Origin of the sequence: Mangrovicella endophytica (assembly GCF_002893625.1) — a bacterium.
Lineage (GTDB): Bacteria > Pseudomonadota > Alphaproteobacteria > Rhizobiales > Rhizobiaceae > Mangrovicella > Mangrovicella endophytica.
Map to the genome: position 1 here is coordinate 529,135 of NZ_PKMZ01000003.1, position 25,401 is coordinate 554,535.

Sequence of the window (25,401 nt, forward strand, 5' to 3'; positions counted from 1 at the left end):
GCCGCAGAACCGATGACTTCCAATTAGCGCACCTTCGACTCCCAATTAGCCGGCATCGGCTGAAAGCCGGAAACACGCCTTTCCGCATCTCCGGCTTTCCGGGACTCAGGCCGCCCGGTCGAGCAGCTTCTTGGCCCGCGCCTCCAAGTCGAGCCGCGCGTCCTGCTGAGTCTTATCCCGCGCGATCGCGGTGATGCCCTGCACGAAGTCGAATACGCTCTCGGGCTTGCGGCCTTCCTCGGCCAAGACGGTCTCGATGATCTTCGCCGTCTCGGCCTTGGAGAAGCCGCGCTTGCGCAGGAAGTCGCTGCGGTCCTCGTCGGAGCGGGCGACGATCTTCTCCCGCGCCGCTCTGATGCCGTTGACGAAGGGGAGCGGCGAGGAATTGGCGAAGCGGGTCAGCGCCGGCGCCGCCTCATGCGCGAAGCGGGAAGCGGCGTATTTCGAGTGGCGGATGGTGATCTCCTCGAAATCCTCGACGCCCCACAGATTGCGATTCTGGCAGACGGCGCGGAGATAGAAGCTCGCCATGCCGAGCGTCTTGGCGCCGACCTCGGAATTCCAGCAGTAGAAGCCGCGGAAGTAGAGGTCGGGCGAACCGTCGGGCAGCCTGCCGGCCTCGATGGGATTCAGATCGTCGACCAGGAAGAGGAAAACGTCGCGATCAGAGGCGTAGAGTGTCGTGGTGCCCTGGGTGATGTCGACGCGCGGATTGTAGATGCCTGTCGACCAGTCGAGGACGCCCGGCACCTTCCAGCGGGTGTCGCCCGTGCCATTGCCCGCAATGCGCTGCACGGCTGCGACCAACTCATGGTCGAAGATGCGGCCATAGTCGGGCCCGGTGACGGCGCGCAGCTCGACGCGGCCATCTTCGATCTCGAGCGTCTTCACCTGCTCGGCGCGATGGGAGGTCAGCCCGTACTGCAGATTGATCCCGGCGAGTGGTGCGGGAAGCTGGCGCAGATAAGCCGCGGGCGCGCCGACCAAACCGGCGAGCTGGCCGAAGCTCCAATGCGTCGGAGTGACCGGCGCGTCGGACCCGGGCAGCATGAGCGCCAGGCGCTCGGCATCGTCGCGGCTCGCCTCGACCCGGATCGCCGCGCTCTCGACGGTTCGAGTGCGGCTGCGTTCGGTCCGTCCATGCACGGCGGCATAGAGGTCCGACAGGGACAGATAACGCTCGTCGGCCGGCCGCGAGAACCATTCCGACGATACACGGCCGATCCGCTCGCCGCGGCTCACATCCACCTTGTAGCCGCCAGCGCGGTCGCCAGCGGCGTCCAGAATCTCCACATGCGTCATGGCTAGTCTCCACGACGGGCGCCGGAGGCCTCTCCTCCAACCCTCAACCCGTCACGGAAAACGCGTCCGCACTCTCACTCTCGGGGGCGTTGCGGGGTCTCCCCGCAGAAGGGGTCGGACGAGACGCATGGCTCGGCCGCAGGGGAAGGCTTTCCCCTCAACGACCAGTCCGGAGGCTTCGTCTATGCGTAAGGCGACACCGTCCCGACATGCTTGCGCGGTGCGTTGAACGGACCGTCAAGAAAAAAGGCGAGATATTCGGCCACCAACCCGAGTTCGCCATTCTCCTCGCCAACGGGCGCTCTCGTGAAAATCTCCAGGGCGGTCGCCAGCAACCGGTCATAGGGCCGCGGATGAATGGCGAAGCGTGCAGAGAGCGGGTAGCCGAGTTCGGTTGCCATCGCCGCGAAGATGGCGCGCTGCACATGCCCATTGCCATCAAGGAACGGGTGGATCTTCCCGAACCAGCAGAATGTGTAGGTCAACGCTATCAGCTTGCCGAAGTCGTCAGTGCTCTCATCGCCAATCAGTTCACGGGTTTGCTGCAGAAGCTGATCCATGCGGGCGGGCACCTCGCCCGGCAGGCAGAATTCATACTGTTTTCCGGGCTCCATCTGGCTGTAGGCGGAAATTCTCCGATTGGACAGCGCAGTTCCAGCGGTGCCGCGATAGGCGCCGGCATATTCGCCGTGGTCCGGCGGCGCGAAAGACGCGAACAGCTCACGATGAAGATCGCGCGGATCTGAAAAGATCGCCTGTCGGCGATTGGGGTCGGCGACAATTTCCGCCAATAGCGCCGCGCATCGGGTCGTCATCGTGGAGTCGTAGGCGGCCGCGGCGTGAGCTTGCCAAAGCGGCGGTGATGAGGTCATTCGATCGCTCCGGCGTGCGAGGCACCTGCGTTTTTGATGGTTCAGCGCCGTCTAGTGCGGGGGTGCAGAGGTTTCACCAAAGGCGGCCTCGGCCTCCTTCAGGCAGCGATCCCAAAAGGCTATCGCGGCATGAAGCTTTGGCAGGACAGGTCTGCCCATGATGTCGCGAACCTCACGGGCATCGAATCCAGCGACGTGGGACACGCCACCTGGCACTGCCGGATCGGCGACCACCGCAATCGGACCGAACGCCTCGCTGCGCAGTTGCAGCCCGCCTTGGAACTCTTTCAGAAGAGCGTTGCGCGTCGGTTCGATGAAGTCGCCGAAGATCGGCTCCTGCTTCCAGGTCGACCACTGCGCCTTGCTCCAGGCGCGCCGGCCGGCGTCGCCGCAGTCCACTTTCTCGAACACATGACCGACGGAGCGGAGGAGGGCGATGATCGCCACATATTGGGATTGGTAGTCGGCGACCGGTCGCATCATGTTGTCGTCGCGCTCGAAGCGCGCGACGAGGTCGCGGATGAAGTTGAGCTGGGCGCGCGCGACGAGCATCGTTCAAAGCGCCCGAAAGGCCGCTTCGATATCGGCGGCCGTGTTGCTGTCGTCGAACGCGTGCAGCACCGCGCCGGTCTGGGTGCGGTCGCGGATTTCGATCTTCTCGGTCTCATGGTTGTAGGCGAAGACGTAGGTCTTACCCGCGATGTTCACCCATAGCATGTTGGCCGGGCTGCCGGCGAAGCGGCGAATCCGGATGGAATCGGGCTCGCCGCGCCAGATGATTCCGCCGAGCAGCGCCAAGGCGATACCCTTCACCTTGCCGGCATGATGATCGGCACGCCCCATCACGCCATTGGCGTAGGTGTGCAGTTCTTCGACGTCCTTGGCCGTGATCGCCATATGTCCTTCCCCTATGATGCTTCGCCGCTCAGGCGCGGCGGAGCATGCGTTCGATCCGCACGCGCTGATAGCCGTGAGAATGGACCTGCTGGCGCAGCTGCCGGATGTCGCGGATGTTGAAGGCCACGGCCGCTTTGAGTGGGCTGGCGAATGTCGCGTAGTAGGTCCAGCGGGTGTCGGTAGGCAGCGGCGCATTCTGCCGTCGGTCGGTGATGGCGACGTCGCGCGGGTCGCTGGTGCTGCGAAAAGCGTGGAACGTGACCCAATCCGGCCGCCGATAGCGCGCCGCCTTGCTGAACGGCACGGACTGAACCTTCACGTCGGCCTGGTCGAGGACCCAACCCTGCTGCTCCAGAATCTGGCGAACCATATGGCCGACCATCTGCTTGACGCGATCGGCCAGGATGTCCTCGCGGAATTCGGCGAGGAGCTGTTCTTCGATGCCTTCGACCGCGGGCTTGCTGAGTTGGGACGCCGTCTCCAGCCGAGCGACGTTTTCAGGCAGGGTGACGAAGGCCCAGATGCGCTGACCAAGCTCGGACGCATAGAGCGACGCAAATTTCTCGGGGCTATAGGCAAACATAACGGGGCCTCCTTCACCGGGCATATTTGCCCGGTTATAAGTGCCTGTCAATGGCTGTTGCGGATAATCCGCGACCAAGTGAGGAGGAAGGCGCGGCCATGCTTGAGGTTGGTGGTGCCATGCGGACGATATCGGGACCTGAAGCGAGGGCGCTGGTCGAAAGCCAGTTGGCCGCACACGGCAACGGCGTGCTTTCGGTTCTTGCCCAATATCGGCGCGATGATGCGATAGCCGCTTGGCACGAGACGATCCGAGCCGTGGAAGAATTCATCAATCTCCCGAAATTCGGGATCGCCGACGATGGGCTCCGGGCTTGGTTGTGCGCGATCCGGCTGGACGATGCGTTTGTTTCAAACCCGGGGCCGACATGGTTGGCGGTGCGCCAGGCGCTCGCACCCTATCTCGAGCTGTCCGTCGTCTCTCGCTTCACACGGGTCATGCTCTACGCCGGCGCCATGGGGGCGGCCTTTGCCCAGCACGGCCTCGACGCTCGCAGCGCAAGTATCACGCTCGACACGATCGGCAGCGCCGTCGACTATTTTCAGTCGCGGCGAAGGCACTTTGTCTCGCTGCTCTACACCATGCCCTACGCCTGTTCCGGTTCGCTTGTTCTCCAGCCCTACGATGCCCTGACCGTTCTCATGCCGCAGGTCGAGCATAGCTGCATCGCCATCACCGGCTTCCATCAGAAGCTTGCGCTGCTTGAGGCCCTGCCGGATTTCAGTCTGGAGGTCGACCACATCGGCGCTATGGCGAGCCACGGCTTCGAGACCTTGGACGACTATTTCCTCGAACCGGAGCGCGCATCGATCCATGTGATGGCGGAGCTGCGCGGCGACCAGTTCATGATGCCCGCCATGGAGCCGCTGGATCGAACGAAGATCTTTTCGGCCGCCGAACTGCGCAATGGCGTGAAGCTGATCGGGGCGACCTACGAGACCTTCGGCCTGAAGGACTCTGATTTTTCCGCCATGGGCCTGCTGGTGGTCGCCTTCGCACGCCATTGCCGCGACGACTATTACGTCGAGATCGGAAAGGAGAAGTTCCGCTCGATGCTTCGCGCGCAATCCGCGCTCGATCCCGCGGAGCTTGAGACGCTCCTCGTCAACAAGCCCTCGGACTATGCGACGAACACCAATGCCTATCAGCCGTTCCTGGACCTTGGGGACAGGGTCGTGTCGAACGTCAATCTTCTGTCGCGCTTCCTCTACGCGTTCAAGAATGTCCACCTCGGCAGCCGCCGGCGCTTCCAGATCCATGCCGGCTTCATTTTCGAGGACATGGTGAAGCGCGACCTCGACGGCTTGGGCTTCGCCGTGACGGACATCAAGCGGATCAATCGGAAGGAATTCGATGTCGTCGCCACGCGCGGCGGCGTCATCTTCAACATCCAGTGCAAGAATAACTGGGTTGATCTGTCGAAGATTGAGGCGGAGCGCGCGCTGTTCGTCCGATATAACCAATCCCTGACGAATTATTATGAGCGCGCCCTGAAGAAGGAGCGCGGCCGCGAGCATCTCCTGAAACAGGCACTAGGAATGGACAAGGTCGTGCATTACGTGGTCAGCCGATTTCCGGTGATCGGCGCCAACCCCGCGGTGATCAACTACAATCAGATCGATCGGCTTCGCTTCGCCGGCCAGGCGGCCTCATGATGAACCCTGCGGATATTCGCGACCTGCTCATACGGTTCACAGGCCCCGATCTGACGCAGACTCTTGCGCGGATTGAGAGCGCGGTACGCGGCGTTGCGGCGGAGGATTGCGCAAGCTTTCTTGAGGGCGCTGGGGTGGGTCGTGAGGCGCTGGCTGCGGCCGCCGAGATGAAGCGCCTGGCTGGCCAGATCAATGTCACCATCCATGCGCTCGGGATCCTGCTCTGCCTTCCGCACATCCTCGAGCCGGACGAGCGGGTCGAATACGTGTCGCTCGGCGCCGGAAATACCGGGCGCGATTTCGATTTGGAGACCAACCTTCGGGTCGCCGAGTTCAAATTCATACGATGGCGGGGCGGCGCGGAGTCGATCCGCCAGAATTCCGTGTTCAAGGATTATCTGCTGCTCGCCGAGCATCCGACAGCGAAGCGAAAATACCTCTATCTGCTCGGCACCGAACATGCGCTCAAGTTCCTGCGGGGCGGCCGCGCCCTGTCGAGTGTGCTAAGCCGGAACGACAAGCTGCAGAAGATGTTCGCGGATCGCTTTGGCGAGGTGTTCCGAACGGTCGGCGACTATTACGCGGTCCGCGCCGGCGCAGTGGAGATTGAGGATGTCTCGCCGTGGCTTTCGGAACTGGCGGAGGAGTTGATCGCGGAGCCGGACGCAGGCGCCGATGACTAGGTGAGCAGGGCGAGCGACGCGTGCGCGGCGTGCGTTGCGGCCACTGGCGGGCTTCCTTTCACAGGAAGTACAAGCTGAAGAGCTAGGAGCCGTCATCAGGTGGTGAGTGCGACGTGCCCAGGCACCCTATGTCGGATGAACATGTAAGCAGAGGCTTCCAGGAGGAGGAGGCATCGCAGTCTGACGATCATCAAAGCGGAAAAGTCTATGTCCCGCTCGCCGTCCACCAGACTTTGCATTGACGTCATGTCCTCCCGGCTTGGTCTCACGGGGAAGCTAGGATGAGAATGCCATTCGCCGAGATAGTTGAAGCGGCTGAAATCAGATCCGGTCTTTTGAAAGAAGGCCTCGAGAGCTTCGGTATGATGGTGAGGGCTGCGAACGAAGTGAGCAGCCGTTCCGGTCGTGGCGTCAACTGAGAAATCCACGATACGGAAATGGTCGGGTGCGACTTGCTCGCCCATCAGGATGCCGCCGATCTCGCGCCTTCCGGCACGCCTCAGACATTTGCGAAAGCGGGCCCGTTGGTCACTTGGAAGGCTGATCGTGACCATTGAACGCCGAAGGTAAGAGTTCACGAAGCAATTCCAGGCTCTCCGCTGCGGACGCGGAGTCTTGCTTGACTTTCCAAGGTTCAGATCCCACGAGCCTGATGGGCCACGTCTCGAATGGATCGGAGAAAATCCAAGCCCGACGGAGGCCGATTGCGTAGGCCGGAACGGGAAAAGCGCTTTCGTCAGGGCAGACAAGGACGTCCGTTGCGAAACGCGTCAGATGCCCCGCGATAATAGCAACTTCGGCATCGTCCGCTACGAGCGGCATGCCATCTCCCGCCGCCGCCGCATATGGCGCAGCAAGGCCTGCGAGTGGAGCAGGTATGCCATGGGCTTCGCACCACCCGTTGATCTGGTTACGAGCTGTCTGGGGCTCAGGTTCGTGACCCGATCGAACGCGTGCAACGAGGCCGCCGATCCCGCCAGCAAACACTTCTCCCCATATGAATGGTTTCAGACTCTCCCTGGCGACCGCGGCGCAAAAGTTGAAGCAATGCGCGTCGGCCGTTGCGTCGATAATCAGGTCGCAGGCACGCAAGGCCGACATAACGGAGTCGGTGGAATCTGCGCTTTCCTGTCCACCCAACGCGACGCGCCGCCCTATGATGTCGACCGTTCCTGCAATATCCGTGAGGCGGGCCTTGAGCGCATCGACCTTGTGGGCACCGACTGCGGCAGCACCAAGCTCGTTTCGGACGATGTTGGCCGCGAATAGGATGTCGTCGTCGACGAGCGTGAATTGGCTGACCCCCGCGCGCACCAGCATCGCGGCGACCTTGGATCCGAGGGAGCCGCATCCGACGATGGCGACACTTTTGCCCGCGAGAACAGCATAGCTCTCGGGGAGCCGGGTGCCGGCGCCGACGTTCAGGATCCGCGAGCGCCCGAAATAGCGCTTCTGACTGCCGTCATAGGCATAGAAGTGGCCGACATCGGTTCCGGATACCAGCACCAGGTCCATCTCGCCGCTTGCGGCCAAGACCTGCTCGCGGAGCGCTGCGAACCCGAGGTCGCCGAGCAGGTTCGCGATGCTGTCTTGTGTCGCCGCCGGCATGGCTGACCCAGCCGGGAGCCGAATGGCGTGGCCTCGCTTGGTCGTCTCACGAATCCCTGGCGGCCAAGCTCGGACGTCCGTGGCACCATCGATCTCGGCGATCATGACGGTGAACGTTTCAGCATGGTACTTTTCCGCAATGCCGATTTCTACGGATTGGCCAGGCTCAATCGCGTTCAGCCGCTCTGCGAGTGGCGACGTGAGCAGGAACCGGAAGTACGAGCCACGAACGCTTTGACCAAGCGAAACGGAATGGGCCGAGGGCAATTCGGGGCCATCGACATCGCGTTCACCGACGATCAGCCGATGAGCGCTTTCGATCATCATGGCGCCGGTGATCGTGGTCTGCCAGTTGTCCGCGCGATGTTCCAGGCAGAGATTTCCCCCGGCGCCGTACTGATGACTCGACAGCCGACTGCCATCGCGAGGGACCACGATCGGCGGGGCGTTGGGATGAAATTCGGCATAGGACATCGTGAGCGGAACGCTCTGGCCGTCATGGTCGATCTCGAAGTCGACGGCCAGCGCGGCGCTATTCGACAGATACCAGCGAACGTTTCTGAGCCAGCTCACGCGTTCGGCGAGCTCGGCGACGCCCTGACGTTCGGATCGGGCCCGTGCCGGGTTTTCGAGCCACCAAATCATTCCGCGCTGCCGAACCCCTGCGGCTTCGTTGGAACGCGGCTCTTGTCGGGAAAGGACAGACCTGCACTGGCCGGCGCCACCGATGCGGTTTTCAGTAGCGCAGGGCGTGCCGGCGGCTGACGGCGGCGCGCTGCGCGGTCGGCCAAGGAGCCTCCGACGCCCCGGCCCACCGTTTCAGTGATGAGTGTCCTGTCGTTCGAACGCGCGGCTTGAGCAAATTCCGTCCTGGCCTTCTGCAACCACTCGTAAAACGCCTTGGCCCGCTCCGGATGCTCCGCCCATTTGTCGGCAAAATTTTCCAAGGGGTCGGTCGGGTTCGGAATCCAATACTGGTTATTATGCCAGAGGATATGCTTATCCATGCCGGTCAGGATCGCGACCAAGGCCTGACCGATCGTTTCCTCGCCATTGTAGGAATGTGCCGCAAGCGTGGTGATAATCACCGATATCGGCCGTTCCTCCTTGCGGTGCTCGAAGCTATGATCACGGTGGCGTTTCAGGATCATGATGGCGGCCTGCAAGGGCGTGCGCACCTTGTAGTCCGGGATCTGCTCGACGCTGGCCCGTGTGCTCTCCGCCAACATGCGTTTGCGCCGTTCGAGAGCGGCGGCCATCCGGCTTTTGAACCACTCGCTGTAGCCTTTGGGGTTCGACCGCGGCCAATCGTCGGTGACGACAGTGTAGGTCGGGCATTCATTATCGGTGATGGCAATCGCCGTCGCGGTCCACCGCGCATCGAGACCCCGGGTTTCCAGGAGGATGCGGGCGCTTTGCGCATTGGGGACTGACGGCACCACGTCCATGTGGAACTGAGCGCCGTCGGCATAATCCAGAACCCAGCACCGACGACCCTCGCGCAGCGGCTTGTTCATGCTCTGCGCTTTGCGATAGGCCTCGATCTCTGCGCCGAGCAGGATCTTCAACTGCTGCTGGCTGAGGGATGCCTTGGACAGCTTTTGAAACTCACAGACCGAGTCGATGTCGTATTCCTCGGCCTCGTTGGCAGGACGGATAGTTATGCCGAGCCGAAACGAGCCCTGAACGTATACCTTGGGGCCGTATTGCCGGACGCTCGATGCGTCGCGATGGAGCCAATCCCCAAGCGACTTATAGCTGCGCTCTGCCTGCTCGTAGCGGCTGGGCGGCACGCTCAGCTCTTCGGCGAGGTCTTCCAGGAATTCCTCGCTCTCGCGAGTGAGCGTCTGCTGGTCCACAGGCGGTCTCCAAGTTTGCCCAGGAGCCGCGTGTGGATTGTCGAACTGCGCGGTTGAGCTTTGAGGATAAAACGTGAACACTATACAGAGTCGGATCGGAACTTCACTATGGCAAAAACGCAAATCCCCCACAAAATTCAGACCGCTCTCTGGGCCAAGGCCGGGGGTCGGTGCGAATACCGGGCATGCAATGAGGAACTGATCGGCGACCTGATGGCCGGTCGCGAGGACGGGAAGTTCGGTTTCATAGCCCACATCGTTGCCGACAGCGCCGATGGGCCCCGCGGGGACCCGGTTCGCTCACCCGCGCTCGCAAAAGATCTGAACAATCTGATGCTGCTTTGCGCCAAGCATCATAAGGGCGTGGACGTCGATTATCTCGCGGATCATCCGGAAGATGTCCTCCTCGAAATGAAGGCGGAGCATGAGGATCGAATTGCGATCGTCACCGGCATGGCGCAGGAGCGTGCCGCGCACGTGCTCCGCTTTGCGGCCGATATTGGCCAGCGGGACGCACTGGTTTCGACCCGTTCGATCTTCATGGCCATGCCGCCCGACAGGCACCCCGCTGAAGGGCGAACGATCGATATCGAACTGGTCGGAAGTGACTACGCTGATCACGAAGAGAGCTACTGGAGTGTTCAGCAGGATAATCTCCGCCGCGTTTTCGGTCGCAAGGTGAAGGAGCGCATTGAGCAGAAAGAGATCAAGCAGCTCAGTGTCTTCGCCTTGGCGCCGCAGCCGCTGCTCATCCAGCTAGGGCATCTCCTGGGTGACATCGTTCCGGTCATGGTTCACCAGCGACATCGCGAGCCTGCGACCTGGCGCTGGCAGCCCAACCAACCTGCGATAAACTTCCGCGTTGGGGAACATGCCGGACCAGCAGCCTCCAGCGTTGCGTTGAAGCTGGCGCTAAGCGCGACAGTGACGGATGATCGTATCCGCGCCGTGCTCGGCGATGATGTCGCCATCTGGTCTTTGACGGCGGAGAACCCGCATAACGACATTATGCGGCGGCCTGAGGATCTGGTGGAGTTCAAGCGTCATCTTCGGCGTCTGTTCGATCGGATCAAGGCCGTGCACGGCGAACAGGCCACCATCAACGTTTTCCCGGCGCTCCCGACATCGGCGGCGGTCGAGGTTGGACGGGTGCTGATGCCAAAGGCGGATTTGCCGCTTCATATTTATGACCAGAACCGTTCTGTCGGCGGCTTCATCCCGACCTTGAAAATAGGCGAGTAGCGCCGAGGAAGCTGCCCCACGGCTAGTGGTCGAGGCCAGCCTCCCGCTTGAAAACTGTCAGAAAACCGCGTATATTTCTGACAGGAGACATGGCCATGCAGCGCTTGAGCGAACAGATTCTTGAGCATGCGGAGGGGCTGCCGGAGGGCGCGCCCGTCGCCGCTAAGAGCTTGCTTCATCTCGGCAATCGTGCCGCGGTGGATCAGGCCTTGTCGCGCCTGACCGAGCGGGGCCAACTGATCCGGGCGGGTCGCGGCGTCTATCTGCGCCCGATCACGAGCCGGTTCGGCACAAGGGCGCCGTCTGTGGATCAGGCGGTCGAGGCGCTAGCCGCGCAGCGCGGCGAGGTTATCGTCTCTAGCGGCGCCACCGCCGCCAATAGCCTTGGCCTCACCACGCAAGTGCCGGTCCGGTCGGTTTATCTAACATCCGGCCGCAGCCGGAAGATGAGCCTTGGCAAGCAGATCGTCGAACTTCGCCATGCCCCGCGCTGGCAACTCGCCATGCCGCACCGGCCTGCAGGCCAGGCGGTGCGGGCGCTGGCCTGGCTCGGACCGGAGAAGGCCGAGGCCGCTCTTCACACCCTGAAGCGGAAGCTTCCGGCCGCTGCGTTCAGCGAGCTGGTCGCAGCCGCCCCGCAGCTTCCGACCTGGCTCGCGCGCAGCGTGGGGAAGGTCGCGCATGGCTGACGCCTTCCTCCTCCTTCCGGCCGCTGATCGTCGGGAAGCATTGAGCGTCGCTGCCGACCGCTCGGGGCGGCCTGCGCATCTTCTGGAGAAGGATGCGTGGGTGGTTTGGGCGCTGGCGACGCTCTACGGCTCGTCTCTCGGCGAGCATCTGGTGTTCAAGGGCGGCACGTCGCTCTCGAAGGCTTACGGCGTGATCCGGCGGTTTTCCGAGGACGTCGATCTGACCTACGACATCCGCGTGCTGGCGCCTGATCTCGTCGGTGACAATGGCGAAGCGCTGCCGACGTCGCGAAGCGAAGAGAAGCGCTGGACGAGCGAGGTGCGCAAGCGCCTGCCGGAATGGATAGCGGAGGCCGTTCAGCCGGTGATCGCTGAAGCCCTGGCGGCCGGACCGCTGGCGGCGTCGATCCGGATCGACGTTGACAAGCTCTTCATCGACTATGAGGCGATGACGACGGGCTCGGGGTATGTGGCGCCGAGCGTCATGCTCGAATTCGGCGCGCGTTCTACCGGCGAGCCGGCGAGCCTGCGCGATGTCACCTGCGACGCCGCCGGGATGGTGGACGGCGTGGTCTTTCCGACCGCTCGGCCACGCGTGATGCACGCCGAGCGGACGTTCTGGGAAAAGGCGACCGCGATCCACGTCTTCTGCCTGCAACAGCGCCTTCGTGGCGAGCGCTTTGCCCGTCATTGGCATGACGTCGTGCGATTGGACGATGCAGGTCTTGCGCAAGCTGCGTTCGACGACCGCGAGCTGGCGAACGCCGTCGCGCGTCACAAGGCAATGTTCTTCGCCGAGAAGGCGGTCGACCGCGAACCGATCGATTATGCGGCAGCAGTCAATGGAGGCCTCTGCCTCGTACCGGCTGGCGAGGCGCTGAAGACCCTCAGCGACGACTATGCCCGCATGGTCGATGATGGTCTGCTTCTCGATGACGCGGAATCTTTCGATGCGCTCATGGCGCGATGCGCGGAGATCGCTGACCGGGTCAACCGGCGCGACCAATCATAAAAAAATGGGGGGAGAGAAGTGTGCGCATCTCACGCATAAAAATAAGCAACTTCGCAAACTTCTCGGAGATCGATGTCGAAACGGGCGACAGCATCGTCATCGTCGGTGAGAACAAGGTCGGCAAGAGTAACTTCATTCGCGCCCTCCAACTGATCCTCGATCCCGGGTTATCGGAACGCGACCGCCAGCTTGGGCTCGAACATTTCTGGGATGGCCTGGGTGAGGACAAGCTCGGTCAGACGATCGAAATCTCTGTCGATCTGACGGATTTCACCGGCGACCCGCGCTTGATGGCGCATCTCAACGACTGCGTGGTGGACCCGGGTCCGCCCATGGTCGCGCGCCTCACATACCGATTCCAGCCCAAGGCAAATCTCGGTCGCGATCCGGAAAGCCTGGCCGACTACGAGTACGTCATTTTCGGCGGCGACGATCCCGACATGGCGATCGGGTCGTCCTTGCGCCGGATGTTGCCGCTCGACGTGCAAGTTGCGCTGCGCGATGCCGAGAAGGACTTGTCGAGTTGGCGCAACTCGCCACTGAGACCGTTGATCGAGCAGTTGGCGACTTCTCTCGACGAAGATGCTCGCGAGGAAATTCAGCAACAGGTCAACGAGGCTCAAGCCGAACTTGCCGGCCATGCCGAGGTGGTTACCACGGCACAACGCATCAGCGACCGGCTGATCGCAATTGCGGGCGAGCAGCACGCCGTCCCGCTCACGCTCGGCCTGGCTCCGACGCGAGTCGATGCGCTGCTGCGCAGCCTGCGTCTGCTGATCGACAATGGAGCGCGCGGCGTTGGCGACGCCAGCCTCGGAACCGCCAACCTGATCTTCCTGGCGTTGAAGAGCCTCGAGCTCGATCGTTTGGTGACTGATGGCGAGCGCGACCACACCTTCTTCGTGGTCGAAGAGCCCGAGGCGCATCTTCACCCGCATGTGCAGCGGCTTGTTTATCGCTACTTCCTCGGCGGTACTGCAAATGACCAAGAAGACACGCCGCCTCTCACGACCATCCTCACTACACACTCGCCGCATATCGCCAGCGTCACACCGATCCGATCGATCGTCCTGCTCCGTCACGACGCCGCCGAGGATGCCACGACCGCCGTCTCGACGGCGACGGCTCCGCTGACCGAACGCGATGAGGCCGACCTCCAGCGTTACATCGATGTCAGCCGCGGCGAGATCTTCTTCGCGCGCGGCGTCATCCTGGTCGAAGGCGATGCTGAGCGGTTTCTCATCCCGGCATTCGCTGAGGCGCTGGGCATTCCGCTCGACATGCTGGGCATTACGGTCTGCTCGGTAAGCGGCACTAACTTCACGCCATACGTGAAGTTGCTCGGTCCGCAAGGCCTGAATATTCCGCACGTCATCCTGACTGATCGTGATCCGAACGGAGCGAACCCACCGTTGGTGCGGCGCCGTCTGATTAATGTGCTGCGCTTGGTCGAGAACGGCGTGAACTACACGCCGCTAGACGCGGATGCTGTGATCGCCCGCGCCGAGCCGTTCGGCTATTTCGTCAACAGCAACACGCTTGAGCCGGAGCTGTTCTGTGGCGGGCTAGCGGAAGCGATGCAGGGAGTGATCGAGGAGGAGTTGTCGATCAATCAGGCCACCCGCGACCTGATTCAGGGCTGGGTCGACGACACCGATACGCTCGATGAGGAGCGCTTGATCAAGCTCATCGAACGGATCGGCAAGGGGCGCTTCGCCCAGGCGCTTGCGCCTCACGTCGATGAAGATACGTGCCCGGATTACATTCGGCAGGCGCTGGAGCACATCCGCGATGCCATTGCGTAGTGTCAGCGCTGCATATCTCGCCCAAGCGGCTGACCTGGCCAGCAATCCGGGCCAACAGGCGGCATATGACTCGACGGGACATTGCGTTGTGCTTGCTGGCCCCGGCAGCGGCAAAACCAAAACGCTGGTTCTCAAGCTCGCCCGGATCATGGCTGAAGATGTGCACGCGCCGCGCGGTGCGGCATGCATCACCTATAGCCAGGAGTGCGCCCGCGAGTTGACGCGTCGGCTCGAACGGCTGGGCCTGCGAGAGGCGCCGAACCTTTTCATCGGCACCGTCCATGGTTTTTGTCTGAGGCATCTGTTGATGCCCTATGGCCGTCTTGCCGATCTGCCGGTTCCATTTCCGCTTGCGGTCGCCACGCAACGGCAGAGTGACCAGGCTATGAAACGGATCGGAGACAGGCTCTTCGGCGTAGGTCATCCGAACAAGCCGATGGACCTGGGGCGTCATCGGCGATCGATTTTGGATAGGGCGTCGGAAGCCTGGACAGATGAGGAGGAGCTTGCTGCCTGGGCCGAGGGCTATGAAGCCGAGCTGCGGCGAACAGGTCTCGTCGATTTCGATGACCTTGTGATTTTTGGCCAACGGCTGGTCTCGGAGCACGATTGGGTGCTCCCGCTGCTTCAGGCGAAATTCCCTGTCCTGGCGGTCGATGAGTATCAGGATCTCGGCGTGGCGTTGCATCGCATCGTCAAGCGCGTGGCCTTTGACGGAGGTGTCCGCCTCTTTGCGGTCGGAGACCCGGACCAATCGATCTACGGCTTCACCGGCGCGGACGGAGCCTTGCTGCAGGAACTGGCCGAGCGCGACGATGTCGAGCGCGTTCAGCTTCAGCTTAACTATCGCTCAGCCTCGCGGATCGTCAGCGCCTCGGAAATGGCGCTCGGCGAGGTTCGGGGCTACCAATCGAACGACCCGGATCGCCAGGCGGTGATCGCCTTCGTTGAATGCAATGATGGCTTGGAAGGTCAGGCCGCGCATGCGGTTGCCGAGATCATTCCGGCGGCGCTTGCCGCCAAACCGGGACGTGCGCTCGGCGACATCGCCATCCTCTACCGGGACTATCGAGCCGGCGACGTGGTGGCGGAAGCTGTCGCGGCCGCGGGCCTTGACTTTGTGCGCGTCGACACGGCGGCGCCTTATCGAAAGGTCGCACTCACGAGCTGGATTGAAGACTGCGCCGCTTGGTGCGCGGGTGGCTGGCGCGAGGCGCGGCCGCAGTTGCGTGGCCTTTTGGATCGGTGGATCGGTTTCCATCGCGCTCGGATTTCGGATGCGGAGGCCCGCGCAGAGTTGCAAAGCCTCACTCGGCTTCTTTGGTCGCTCCGGGTTGAAGAAGGGCTCGCCCGAGACTTCTTAGCCGCGCTGCGAGCGGGAATGCTCGACGCATTGATGGCGGCCGAGCCGAGCGTGGCGGATCAGCGCGAACAGGTCGACCGCATGTCGGCCGCGCTTGCTCTTGGTGGGCCGCTGGCGGATCTCGATCTCGCGAGCCTTGGCGGTCGTGACGGCTCCCCGCTCCATCTGAATCTTCTGACGCTGCACTCCGCCAAGGGCTGCGAATACGACGTGGTGATCATGGTAGGCCTCGATCTGGGCAGCTTGCCGTGGCGCAACGAACTACCAGCGGCTCGGCGCGAAAGCCGGCGCCTGTTCTATGTGGGTCTGACGCGGGCCCGGGATGAAATCCACATGCTGTATTCCGGATATGTCGATACGCGCAGCGGGAGGATGCATTGGGGGCGCTCCCCGTTCCTGAACGAGCTTGAAGCGCGGATGCAGGAGGCTGAGGGCGACTAACAATGCTGTCATTCCGCGAAGCGCAGACCGTCGAAGACCTGGCCGACCTCTTTTATGATTTCCTGCCGGGGAGTGGAAACAACAGGACCGCCTTTCCGCTGGCGGCGGCACAGGCTGGCGTTGGCGAGCTGTGGGTGCCGGGTAGCAAGAGGCCGGCGATTGTTCAGCTTCTCACATCGACGCTTGAACATCGGCGCTCGTATTTCACGAAGCTGATCATGGCGATCGTCCGACAGGCGATGACCTATCGGCGCGGCAAAGGAAATCCACTGACCCGCGCCGAAATCGATCGCCTGAACAGCCTCCTTCCCGGCGTGGAGTTCAAGATACCGGAGCTGCTTGATCCGGGTTTCCTCAATAGCTTTGGCCAGCCGAGGGCCGAGGAGGCGGCGGCACCGCAGGCGTCCGCCACTTTGAGTGCTTCCAAAGCGCAGGAGCTTGCGACGCTCCTCATTGAAATTACGAAGCTGGACCCACAGACGCGGGGCCTCCGCTTCGAGGGATTCCTGAATGAACTGTTTGCCGGATTCGGCCTGGCGCCGCGCGGCGCGTTTCGGCTTGTGGGCGAGCAGATCGACGGCAGCTTCAGGCTTGGGGGTCAGACTTATCTGGTCGAGGCTAAGTGGCACGGGCCACAGATTGGGTTCGCGGATCTGATGACGTTCTCTGGGAAGGTCGCGGGCAAGGCCTCGTGGTCGCGTGGCTTGTTCGTCAGCAATTCCGGATTCACCGTAGACGGCTTGGAAGCGTTTTCGCGCGGACGGCAAACTAATCTGATTTGCGCTGACGGACTCGATCTATACGAGGTGCTCTCGCGCAAGGTGTCGCTGATCGATGTGCTGGAGGAGAAGGCCCGTCGTGCCGCGGAGACTAATCGCGCATTCATCGCCGTCCGTGATCTCAATCTGCGCGGCAGCTAATCTCTCGAACGTCGGTGGCAATAGCCCGCGACAGCAGCGCATGCTACAGGTGCCTGACGGTACTTTGCTGAAGATGAATCAGCGGCATGCATTTCGAGTGCAGAAGGTTTTTTTTGCCCGATCGATCTCGATAGATGCCGACACTACGCAAAAATATTTCGGGAAGTTTTCCCTTTAAAATCAACACCGTAGGTTTTTGACGGCCCGAGCGTCGGCTTTCGATGCTCTCGACGATAAAAAATCGAACATTATCACGTGTTTAGGATGCCTTTGAACAATCGAGTGGGAATGAGGCTGTCGATAGCCGCAGGAGCTTGATGCGCTGAAGCGGGCCCGCTGACGCAACCGGCCACGATGTGATACCCGCGCCGTGTATCCGATGCTTCTCGACGCACACAGCGACGCCCGCCTAATGGGCCGTCGTCACCCATCGATATAGGCGGCGAGTTCGTCGGGTGTTCCCTGAGGGAAGGCCTTTCTCAGATGATCGAGGAAGGCCGAGACGCGGGCGCTCAGCAGCCGTCGCGACGGGTAGAGCGTCCAGAGCGCGATCTCCGGGCCGTCGACGTCGCCCCAATGCACCAACGTTCCGGCCGTCAGGTCGTGGCTGACGAGTGAAATCGGCAGCCGTGCCGCGCCGACGCCCGCGCGAACGGCATCGCGCACCATCAGCAGCGACGACAGCGACAGGACGGGTTCGGCCGCGATGCGGGTCTGTCCGCCGGGCGATATGACGGTCCAGTGCGCGATGCGGTCGGCCGCTCCTCTTACGACCGCGGGAACGGGGCGGTCGCCGTCAGGCCGCGCCAAGGCGGGACTGGCGACCACGACGAGGCGGTCCCGCAGGAAGATCCGCCCGACGAGGCGCTCGTCCGGATCCGGATTGACCCGGATCACTAGGTCGTAGCCTTCCTCGATCATGTCGACCGCCCGGTCTTCGGTGGTGATCTCCAGCCGCACCTCGGGATAGTCCAGCGCGAAGGCAGCGGCGAGCTTGCCCATGGCCGTCTGCGAGAAGAGCAGCGGCGCGCTGATGCGCAGCCGGCCGCGCGGCGTCTCGCCGCCAGATGCGATGGCCGCCGCCGTCTCATCCAATTCGGTCAAGAGGGCGCCTGTCCGCTCGAACAAAGCGCGGCCCTCCTCGGTGAGCTTCAGGGCGCGAGCGCCGCGCTCGAACAGGCGCAGGTTGAGAGCGGCTTCGAGTTCGGTGACCCGGCGCGACAGGGTCGCCTTGGGTCGCCCAGCTTCGCGAGCGGCTTTGCCGAAGCCGCCATGCCGGGCGACGAGGTTGAAATCGGCGAGGGCAAGGAGATCCATGTCGTTCCACCAGTGAGACGGGCAGTCCAGATATAGCGGCTATTAGGGCGGCCGTGGATCACTCATCTTCGGGACAGCCAAACGGCTCAACCAAGGAGTGGATCCCCATGACCATCCTCGTTATCGGCGCCACCGGGCGCATCGGCCGCCACCTCGTCGATCAGCTGGTCCAGCGCGGCGCCGCTGTGCGCGTGCTGACCCGCGATCCCGCCAAGGCGAACTTCCCCGCCGGCGTCGACGTCGCTCAGGGCGAACTGCTCGACATCGACGCGTCGCGCCGCGCTCTTGCCGGCGTGCGCACGCTCTTTCTCCTCAATGCAGTAACCGGCGACGAATTCACGCAAGCCATCATCACCCTGAACCTCGCCCGCGAGGCCGGCGTCGAGCGCGTCGTCTATCTCTCGGTGTTCGAGGCCGATCGTGCGGTCAACGTGCCGCACTTCGCGGTGAAATACGGCGCCGAGCGCATGCTGCATGAGATGGGCTTCAGCGCCACCATCCTGCGCCCGACCTACTTCATTGATAACGAGCTGATGATCAAGGACGTCATCCTCAACCACGGTGTGTATCCGATGCCGATCGGCGGCAAAGGCGTCGCCATGGTTGACGCGCGCGACATCGCCGAAGTGGCGGCGATCGAGCTGATCCGCCGCGACCAAGCGCCGGGCAAGCTGCCGATCGAGACGATCAATGTCGTTGGCCCCGAGACGCTGACCGGCACGGAACTGGCCGCGATCTGGTCCGACATCCTCGGACGGCCGGTCGTCTATGGCGGCGATGATCCGAGCGGCTTCGAGCAGACCATGGCGAGCTTCATGCCGAAATGGACAGCCTATGAGATGCGCCTGATGGCGGAGCGCTATGTCAGCGACGGCATGATCCCCGACGCCGGCGATGTTGAGCGGCTGACCACGATCCTCGGTCGCCCGCTGCACAGCTATCGCGATTTCGCGGCAGCCATCGTGGCCGCAGCCTGAGGGCGGGGCCGATAGCCGCTCGCGACAACAAGGAACATCACCCATGATCTATTCGACCGCGACCGTGCCGGTGAATCCGGCTGGCGAAACCAGACTGACCCGGGCTGAGGCCTGGGCGGGCCTCGAGCTCAAAGCCCGAGATGCCCGTGAATTCCTGCCGCCGAACCTCTGCACCCGCTGCGAGGTCGTGGAGGAAAGCGCCTCCCATATCGTGCGTGAAGCAACCATCGCCGGTGCTGATCTCCGCGAGATCATCACCTTCGAACCCGGGAGCAAGGTCACCTTCTTCCAGGCGACCGGCCCGAGGGAAGGCGCGATCATCAACGAGCTCTTCGAGGACGAAACGGGCGCGCTGCAGCTCCGCTTCTACTGTTACCTGGGACTTCGCGGCAAAGAGCCGAACGGCCCCGAAGAGCAGGCGGAGCAGGCGCAGTTCGACAGCGACAAGGGCTATAAGGCGGCGCTCTTGTCCACGCTGAAGCGCACCCGCGAACTGGTGGGCGAGGGCAGGCTCTGACCTCTGCAACTGGATCGGCAGCGCAAGGCGGGGCATCTCTCCGGGAGGTGCCCCGCCTTGCCGGCTCTTCGGCTATTGCGCCGCGTCCTCCCGACATTATTCGCCCGTTCCGGAAACCTCGCGTTCACCTCCAGGGCAAGCGATGGTAAGGCGGACGAACGAGCGCCGGCTATGCAAAGCCGGTGGCCGCAACCTTGACGGGACAGCCAAGGTTCGGGAGGGGGAGCGTGATGAGGCCGTGGCAATGCGGAGGCCCGCCGGCGGAGGCTGCGGTGCCCGGTGTCGAGACCGGTCGTCCGGCCGTGGCGTTTCGGCAGTGTCGCGCCCCTGACTTGTGTTTTGCGGGCTGACGCGGCCGTGTCACACGCCTGGTTCGCACAACGCTCCGGTCTGATGCTGACCACCCTCGCCGCAGCGGCGGCCGGAGCCTTTCTGTTCCGCCTCCTGCATCTGCCGCTCGCCTATATTCTGGGATCCCTGGTCGGCGCGACGCTGGTGGCCAACCTGATCGGACCGATGCGAGGTGGGCGACATCTGCGCCGCGTCAGCCAGCTCTTCGTCGGCGCCTCCGTCGGGGTGCTGCTCGATGGCGGTGTCATCGAGGCGCTGGTCCGCCTGTTCCCGCTGATGCTCGTCATTGCGGTTGCCGGCAGCCTCCTGGGGCTTGTTCTGGCGGTCCCGATCGCCTGGCTCAGCGGCATCGATCGGCTGTCCGGCCTGCTCTCCTGCCTGCCGGCGGGTATGGCCGAGATGGCGACGCTCGCCCATGAGGTGAATGCCGACGAGCAGAGTGTTGCGATCATCCACACGCTGCGGGTGATCGTCGTGCTGACACTCGTGCCGCTCTGGCTTGTGGTGACGGGCCATCCCGTCACGCCGGTGCGCATGTTGCTCGAAGCCGACGCGGTGAGGCTGATCACTCTCGGCGCGCTGATCGTCGCCTCGCTGCTCCTGGCCGTCATCGCGACGCGGCTGCGCGTCATCAACGCCTTTATCGTCACGCCGACGCTGGTCGCGGTGCTCTTCGTCGCCCTCGGCTTCGAGGTCCCGGCCGTGCCGCAACCACTGCTGATCGCCGCGCAGATCGGTATCGGCACATCGCTGGGCTTACGCTTCCGCTTCGATCGCATGCGCCGGCTGCCGCGAACGGTCGCCGGCGGGCTGATCTCGGGGCTGATCCTCGTCAGCCTGTCGATCTTCGGGCTCGGCACGATCATCGAGCGGCTGACCGATCTCGATCATCTGTCGAGCCTTCTGGCCGCGGCGCCGGGCGGGCTCGGCGAGATGATCGCCACCGCCAATGCGCTGGGCGTCGCGGCCGCCGCAGTGGCGGGATTTCAGCTGACGCGCTCGATCTTCACCAATGTCATCGTTGCGCCGCTGATCCGCCGGCACGTGCTTCGACGCAGGCCGGACGGGTTGCCGCCGTCCTCATGAGCGCTGACGGCGGCCGACCTTCAACTGCACTGCCGCAGCGCAGCTTGCGGGCAAGGTCTGGGTGTGGCCGGCCGACCCCCGGCGAAAGGGCTCAGGCGGCCGCCTTGACCGGGAGGGACGGCCGCGTTGCCGCAGCTGTCTCGACCATAGCGGTGACCTCGGCACGGCGGGCGCCAGAGAGCGGCAGGCGCGGCATGCGTACCCGCTCCGAGCCGCGGCCCATGATCTGTTCGGCGAGCTTGATCGACTGCACGAGGTCGTGCTCGGCGTCGAGATGCAGAAGCGGCATGAACCAGCGATAGATGCGCCGTGCCTCTTCCCAGTCGCCGCGCTCGGCTGCGGCGACAAGTGCGACCGATTCCTGCGGGAAGGCGCTGGTGAGGCCGGAGACCCAGCCTTTGGCACCGAGCATCAGACCTTCCAGGGCGATGTCGTCGAGGCCGGCAAAAAGGTCGAAGCGCTCGCCGAAGGCATTGAGGAGGTCGGTGAAGCGCCGCGGATCCGGTGCGCTTTCCTTCACCGCCTTGATGTTGGCGACGTCCTCCAGCGCGCGCAGCACGTCCGTGCCGATGTTCACGCGATAGGCCGGAGGATTGTTGTAGAGCATGATCGGCAGCGACGTCGCTTCCGCCACGGCGCGGAAATGGGCGGCAAGCTCCTCGGGCTTGGGCACATAGACCATCGCCGGCAGCACCATCAACCCGTCGGCGCCGAGGCGCTCGGCATCGCGCGCATAGGCAATGGCGCGTCGCGTATCGAACTCCGAGACGCCCGTGACGACCGGCACGCGGCCGTTCACCACTTCGACGGCGGCCTTCAGAATGGTACGCTTCTCGTCCGGGTCGAGCGAGTTGTTCTCCCCGCAGGTGCCCATGACGATGAGGCCGTGGACGCCGTCATTGACCAGCGCGTCCTGCACGCCCTGGGTCGCGTCGAGATCCACCGACAGGTCGGGTTTGAACTGGGTGGTCACTGCAGGGAAGACGCCCCGCCATCCGGTGGTCATGACAGTTGTCCTTCTCTCGTTATCAATGACAATATACAGACTGTCGACAGACAGCAAGTTTGCAGCTAAACCAAGATTACCGGCTCCCTCACAGAGCCACCATCGGGACGACCGTATGCTGCAAAGCGGGCAGGCTGCATCGCCGGCGGAACCCGGAAGAACGGGCGAGGCACTGCGGGTCCGCGGCTCCGGCTCGCGCGTCGTCTATGACACTCTGCGCCAGGAGATCCTGTCGCTGACCCTGCAGCCGGGGAGCCCACTCGACGAGACGGCGCTGTCGGAGCGCTTCGGCATGTCGCGCACTCCGGTCCGGGAGGGGCTGCAGCGCCTCGTCGCGGACGATCTCGCAACGACCCTGCCCAACCGAAATACCGTGGTGACGCCGATCGACTTCGCCGGTTTGCCGGCTTATTTTGAAGCCTTGTCGCTGATGTACCGCGTCACGACCCGGGGCGCGGCCCTGCGCGACCGGCGCGATCTCGCCGCGGTTCGAGCCCGCCAGGCGGAGTTCGCCGCCGCGGTGGGCGCGCAGGATGCGCTGGCGATGATCGAGGCCAACCGGGAATTCCACGTCGCCATCGCCGAGATCCACGGCAATCCGCACTTCATCGCTTTGTTCGCACGCCTCCTCGATCAGGGCCGGCGGATCCTGCGCCTCTACTACTCCTCCTTCGACGACCGCCTGCCGCGCCAGTATGTGGAGGAGCATGAGGCGATGATGGCGGCCATCGAAGCAGGCGAAGCTGCAGCAGCGGACCGGCTCGCCGCCGCCCATGCCGCGCAAATCGTGCGGCAGATCCAGGAGTTTCTCGCCCGCGACCTCGCTGATCCGATCGAGCTGCCATGACGTTCCAGTTCCATCCTCAGCATCTCGGCCAGGAGCATCCGTATGGTGGCTGACGTCGCGATCATCGGCGCTGGCATTGTCGGCATCGCCACCGCCCATGCGCTTCTCGATGATGGGCGCCGAGTCGTCCTGATCGAGCGGGGCGAGATCGCCCGCGGCGCCAGCTTCGGCAATGCCGGTGCGCTCGCCTTTTCCGACGTGCTGCCGCTCGCCTCACCCGGCATCATGCGCAAGGCGCCGCGTTGGCTGCTTGATCCGCTCGGACCTTTGAGCGTGCCGCCGGCCTATGCGCTCGGCATCGCGCCCTGGCTCTATCGTTTCTGGCGCGCGAGCTCGGCCGTGGCGGCGCAGCATTCCATGGCGGCGCAGGTTGCGCTGATGCGGCTGGCGCGCTCGGAGACCCACCGGCTGATCGCCGCCACCGGCCTGCAGCACATGCTGCTCTCCGATGGCGAGCTGGAGCTCTACGAATCCGCCGCCGAGCTCGAGGCGTCGCTGCCGAACTGGGACGCGCGAGCGAAAGAGGGGATCGAGTTCCGGCACGTGGCCGGCGAAGAGATCGCGGCGCTGCAGCCCGGCCTGTCACCGCGCTTCACCCATGCGACCTTCGTGCCAGGCTGGCAGTCGGTGAGCGACCCCTATGAGTACGCCTGCGCGCTGGCGGACAAGGCGCGCCAGCGCGGCGCCGAGGTCAGCCAGGGCGAGGTGGCGGCGATCGAGCCCATCGAAGGTGGGGTCAGCCTGCGCCTCGCCAGCGGCTCCACGGTGAGAGCCCGGCAGGCGGTGGTTGCCTGCGGCGCCTGGTCGAAGGCGCTGGCAGCACAGCTCGGCGACCCCGTCCCGCTCGATACCGAGCGCGGCTACAACACCACCCTGCCGCCCGGCAGCTTCGACCTGAAGCGCCAGCTCACCTTCGGCGGCCACGGCTTCGTGGTGACGCGCCTGTCGTCCGGCATTCGCGTCGGCGGCGCCGTCGAACTCGGCGGTCTGAAGCTGAAGCCGAACTTCAGGCGCTCAGAGGCGATGCTCGCCAAGGCCAAAGCCTTCCTGCCGGACCTCAAGACCGAAGGCGGCCGGCAGTGGATGGGATTCCGCCCGTCCATGCCGGATTCGCTGCCCGTCATCGGGCCGGCCAGCGCCACGCGCGATGTTGTCTATGCCTTCGGCCACGGCCATCTCGGCCTGACGCAATCCGCGGCCACCGGGCGTCTCGTCGCCGACCTGCTTGCCGGCCGGCCGCCCGCGATCGATCTTGGCGCCTTTAGTCCGACGCGCTTTTGAAAGGATAGCCCATGGCCCGCCACACCTTCTCCTGCATCGACGGCCACACCTGCGGCAATCCGGTGCGCCTCGTCTCCGGCGGCGGCCCGCGCCTCGAGGGCGCCACGATGATCGAGAAGCGCGCCCACTTCCTGCGCGATTTCGACTGGATCCGCACCGGCCTGATGTTCGAGCCGCGCGGCCACGACATGATGTCCGGCTCAATCCTCTATCCGCCGACTCGGGAGGATTGCGACGTCGCCATCCTCTTCATCGAGACCTCGGGCTGCCTGCCGATGTGCGGCCATGGCACCATCGGCACCGTCACCATGGCGCTGGAAAACGGCTTGGTCACGCCGCGCGAGCCAGGAGTTCTGAGGCTCGATACGCCGGCCGGCCTTGTCACCGCGACCTACCGGCAGGAGGGCCCATACGTGGAGGAGGTGCGGCTGACCAACGTCCCCGCCTTCCTCCATTCCGAAGGGCTGGAGGTGGAATCGCCGGCCCTCGGCACGCTGCATGTCGACGTCGCCTATGGCGGCAATTTCTACGCCATCGTCGATGCGCAGGAGAACTTCCGCGATATGGCGGATTTCACGGCCTCGCAGCTCGTCTCGATGTCCGGCCAACTCCGCACGGCGCTGAACCAGCGCTACGAGTTCGTCCATCCCGAGATGCCGGAGATCAAGGGGCTGAGCCATATCCTGTGGACCGGCGCGCCGACCGTCGAAGGCGCCACCGCGCGCAACGCCGTCTTCTATGGCGACAAGGCAATCGACCGCTCGCCCTGCGGCACCGGCACCTCGGCGCGGATCGCGCAATGGGCCGCCAAGGGGAAGCTGAAGCCGGGCGACGACTTCATCCACGAGAGCATCATCGGCTCGCTGTTCAAGGGCCGGGTGGAGCGTGAGGTCCATGTCGGCAACAAGCTGGGCGTCATCCCGTCGATCGCCGGCTGGGCGCGGCAGACCGGCTTCAACACCATCTTCATCGACGACCGCGACCCGTTCGCGCACGGTTTTCAGGTGATCTGACGCCGTCGGCGGCTGGACGATGAGCCGTGCCGGGCGGGATAAGCCGTTAAGCCGTCATGATGGAGCAAGACCCGT

24 protein-coding genes are annotated in these 25,401 nt (G+C 63.8%); 14 read left to right on the top strand and 10 right to left on the bottom strand.

The genetic code is table 11. From position 1 onward, the window contains the following. Positions 1-105: 105 nt before the first annotated feature. From C0R46_RS11355 to C0R46_RS11375, 5 genes are all read right to left on the bottom strand, one after another. Positions 106-1,302, bottom strand: coding sequence for a DUF932 domain-containing protein (locus tag C0R46_RS11355; protein WP_102959706.1), 1,197 nt, complete (start codon positions 1,300-1,302; stop codon positions 106-108). A gap of 182 nt (positions 1,303-1,484) precedes the next feature. Then, a complete protein-coding gene (locus tag C0R46_RS11360) occupies positions 1,485-2,174 on the bottom strand; it encodes a Fic family protein (protein WP_102959707.1) in 690 nt (229 codons plus the stop codon). Positions 2,175-2,225: 51 nt separating this feature from the next. Beyond that, the gene (locus C0R46_RS11365; RefSeq protein ID WP_102959708.1) at positions 2,226-2,726 is read right to left on the bottom strand and encodes a hypothetical protein; all 501 of its coding nucleotides are present in this window, start codon (positions 2,724-2,726) and stop codon (positions 2,226-2,228) included. 3 nt (positions 2,727-2,729) lie between these two features. Beyond that, the gene (locus C0R46_RS11370) at positions 2,730-3,071 is read right to left on the bottom strand and encodes a hypothetical protein (protein WP_102959709.1); all 342 of its coding nucleotides are present in this window, start codon (positions 3,069-3,071) and stop codon (positions 2,730-2,732) included. Between the two features lie 28 nt (positions 3,072-3,099). Next, on the bottom strand, positions 3,100-3,654 hold the full coding sequence (locus C0R46_RS11375) for a hypothetical protein (RefSeq protein ID WP_102959710.1): 555 nt from the start codon (positions 3,652-3,654) through the stop codon (positions 3,100-3,102). Between the two features lie 377 nt (positions 3,655-4,031). Between C0R46_RS11375 and C0R46_RS11380 the strand changes: the two genes are divergently transcribed. Together C0R46_RS11380 and C0R46_RS11385 are read left to right on the top strand one after the other, a co-directional pair. Next, on the top strand, positions 4,032-5,309 hold the full coding sequence (locus C0R46_RS11380) for a PDDEXK family nuclease (protein ID WP_157944625.1): 1,278 nt from the start codon (positions 4,032-4,034) through the stop codon (positions 5,307-5,309). Continuing rightward, entirely contained in the window at positions 5,306-5,992 is a 687-nt protein-coding gene (locus C0R46_RS11385; protein ID WP_102959712.1) for a hypothetical protein, read from the top strand. The genes C0R46_RS11380 and C0R46_RS11385 overlap by 4 nt, the downstream gene beginning before the upstream one ends. Before the next feature lie 95 nt (positions 5,993-6,087). On the opposite strand, the gene C0R46_RS11390 is transcribed toward C0R46_RS11385, so the two are convergent. Genes C0R46_RS11390 through C0R46_RS11400 form a run of 3 tightly spaced genes read right to left on the bottom strand, consistent with a single transcriptional unit; the run spans position 6,088 to position 9,459 of the window. Next, positions 6,088-6,546: a M67 family metallopeptidase gene (locus C0R46_RS11390; protein WP_102959713.1), complete on the bottom strand. Its 459-nt coding sequence runs from the start codon at positions 6,544-6,546 to the stop codon at positions 6,088-6,090. Next, positions 6,521-8,245, bottom strand: a complete 1,725-nt coding sequence (locus tag C0R46_RS11395) for a ThiF family adenylyltransferase (protein WP_102959714.1) — start codon at positions 8,243-8,245, stop codon at positions 6,521-6,523. Before C0R46_RS11395 ends, C0R46_RS11390 begins: the two co-directional genes overlap by 26 nt. Then, positions 8,242-9,459: a nucleotidyltransferase domain-containing protein gene (locus C0R46_RS11400; protein WP_198598301.1), complete on the bottom strand. Its 1,218-nt coding sequence runs from the start codon at positions 9,457-9,459 to the stop codon at positions 8,242-8,244. Before C0R46_RS11400 ends, C0R46_RS11395 begins: the two co-directional genes overlap by 4 nt. 108 nt (positions 9,460-9,567) lie before the next feature. On the opposite strand from C0R46_RS11400, the gene C0R46_RS11405 reads away from it, so the two are divergent. From C0R46_RS11405 to C0R46_RS11430, 6 genes are all read left to right on the top strand, one after another. Then, a complete protein-coding gene (locus C0R46_RS11405; protein ID WP_102959715.1) occupies positions 9,568-10,701 on the top strand; it encodes an SAVED domain-containing protein in 1,134 nt (377 codons plus the stop codon). 95 nt (positions 10,702-10,796) lie between these two features. Continuing rightward, complete coding sequence (locus C0R46_RS11410; protein WP_102959798.1) at positions 10,797-11,390, top strand: DUF6088 family protein; 594 nt, start codon at positions 10,797-10,799, stop codon at positions 11,388-11,390. Continuing rightward, complete coding sequence (locus tag C0R46_RS11415; protein WP_102959716.1) at positions 11,383-12,402, top strand: nucleotidyl transferase AbiEii/AbiGii toxin family protein; 1,020 nt, start codon at positions 11,383-11,385, stop codon at positions 12,400-12,402. The genes C0R46_RS11410 and C0R46_RS11415 overlap by 8 nt, the downstream gene beginning before the upstream one ends. A gap of 20 nt (positions 12,403-12,422) precedes the next feature. Further along, entirely contained in the window at positions 12,423-14,207 is a 1,785-nt protein-coding gene (locus C0R46_RS11420; protein ID WP_102959717.1) for an ATP-dependent nuclease, read from the top strand. Beyond that, complete coding sequence (locus tag C0R46_RS11425) at positions 14,194-16,011, top strand: ATP-dependent helicase (RefSeq protein ID WP_102959718.1); 1,818 nt, start codon at positions 14,194-14,196, stop codon at positions 16,009-16,011. Before C0R46_RS11420 ends, C0R46_RS11425 begins: the two co-directional genes overlap by 14 nt. 2 nt (positions 16,012-16,013) lie before the next feature. Then, positions 16,014-16,931, top strand: coding sequence for a restriction endonuclease (locus tag C0R46_RS11430; protein WP_245413533.1), 918 nt, complete (start codon positions 16,014-16,016; stop codon positions 16,929-16,931). A gap of 423 nt (positions 16,932-17,354) precedes the next feature. On the opposite strand, the gene C0R46_RS11435 is transcribed toward C0R46_RS11430, so the two are convergent. Beyond that, entirely contained in the window at positions 17,355-18,248 is an 894-nt protein-coding gene (locus tag C0R46_RS11435) for a LysR family transcriptional regulator (protein ID WP_102959719.1), read from the bottom strand. 107 nt (positions 18,249-18,355) lie between these two features. Between C0R46_RS11435 and C0R46_RS11440 the strand changes: the two genes are divergently transcribed. The 3 genes from C0R46_RS11440 (at position 18,356) to C0R46_RS11450 (ending at position 21,179) form a co-directional block, all read left to right on the top strand. Next, positions 18,356-19,225: an SDR family oxidoreductase gene (locus C0R46_RS11440; RefSeq protein WP_102959720.1), complete on the top strand. Its 870-nt coding sequence runs from the start codon at positions 18,356-18,358 to the stop codon at positions 19,223-19,225. Between the two features lie 43 nt (positions 19,226-19,268). Further along, entirely contained in the window at positions 19,269-19,742 is a 474-nt protein-coding gene (locus tag C0R46_RS11445; protein ID WP_102959721.1) for an SRPBCC family protein, read from the top strand. A 357-nt stretch (positions 19,743-20,099) separates the two neighbouring features. Then, entirely contained in the window at positions 20,100-21,179 is a 1,080-nt protein-coding gene (locus C0R46_RS11450) for an AbrB family transcriptional regulator (RefSeq protein WP_280953020.1), read from the top strand. 91 nt (positions 21,180-21,270) lie between these two features. Here C0R46_RS11450 and C0R46_RS11455 read toward each other — a convergent pair whose 3' ends face one another. Further along, positions 21,271-22,185 carry a dihydrodipicolinate synthase family protein gene (locus C0R46_RS11455; RefSeq protein WP_102959723.1) on the bottom strand — a complete coding sequence of 305 codons (915 nt, stop codon included), beginning with the start codon at positions 22,183-22,185 and terminating at the stop codon, positions 21,271-21,273. A gap of 115 nt (positions 22,186-22,300) precedes the next feature. Between C0R46_RS11455 and C0R46_RS11460 the strand changes: the two genes are divergently transcribed. Genes C0R46_RS11460 through C0R46_RS11470 form a run of 3 tightly spaced genes read left to right on the top strand, consistent with a single transcriptional unit; the run spans position 22,301 to position 25,326 of the window. Next, positions 22,301-23,032, top strand: a complete 732-nt coding sequence (locus C0R46_RS11460; protein ID WP_102959724.1) for a GntR family transcriptional regulator — start codon at positions 22,301-22,303, stop codon at positions 23,030-23,032. 42 nt (positions 23,033-23,074) lie between these two features. Continuing rightward, complete coding sequence (locus C0R46_RS11465) at positions 23,075-24,313, top strand: NAD(P)/FAD-dependent oxidoreductase (RefSeq protein ID WP_102959725.1); 1,239 nt, start codon at positions 23,075-23,077, stop codon at positions 24,311-24,313. Positions 24,314-24,324: 11 nt separating this feature from the next. Further along, positions 24,325-25,326 carry a 4-hydroxyproline epimerase gene (locus tag C0R46_RS11470; protein WP_102959726.1) on the top strand — a complete coding sequence of 334 codons (1,002 nt, stop codon included), beginning with the start codon at positions 24,325-24,327 and terminating at the stop codon, positions 25,324-25,326. Positions 25,327-25,401 lie beyond the last annotated feature (75 nt).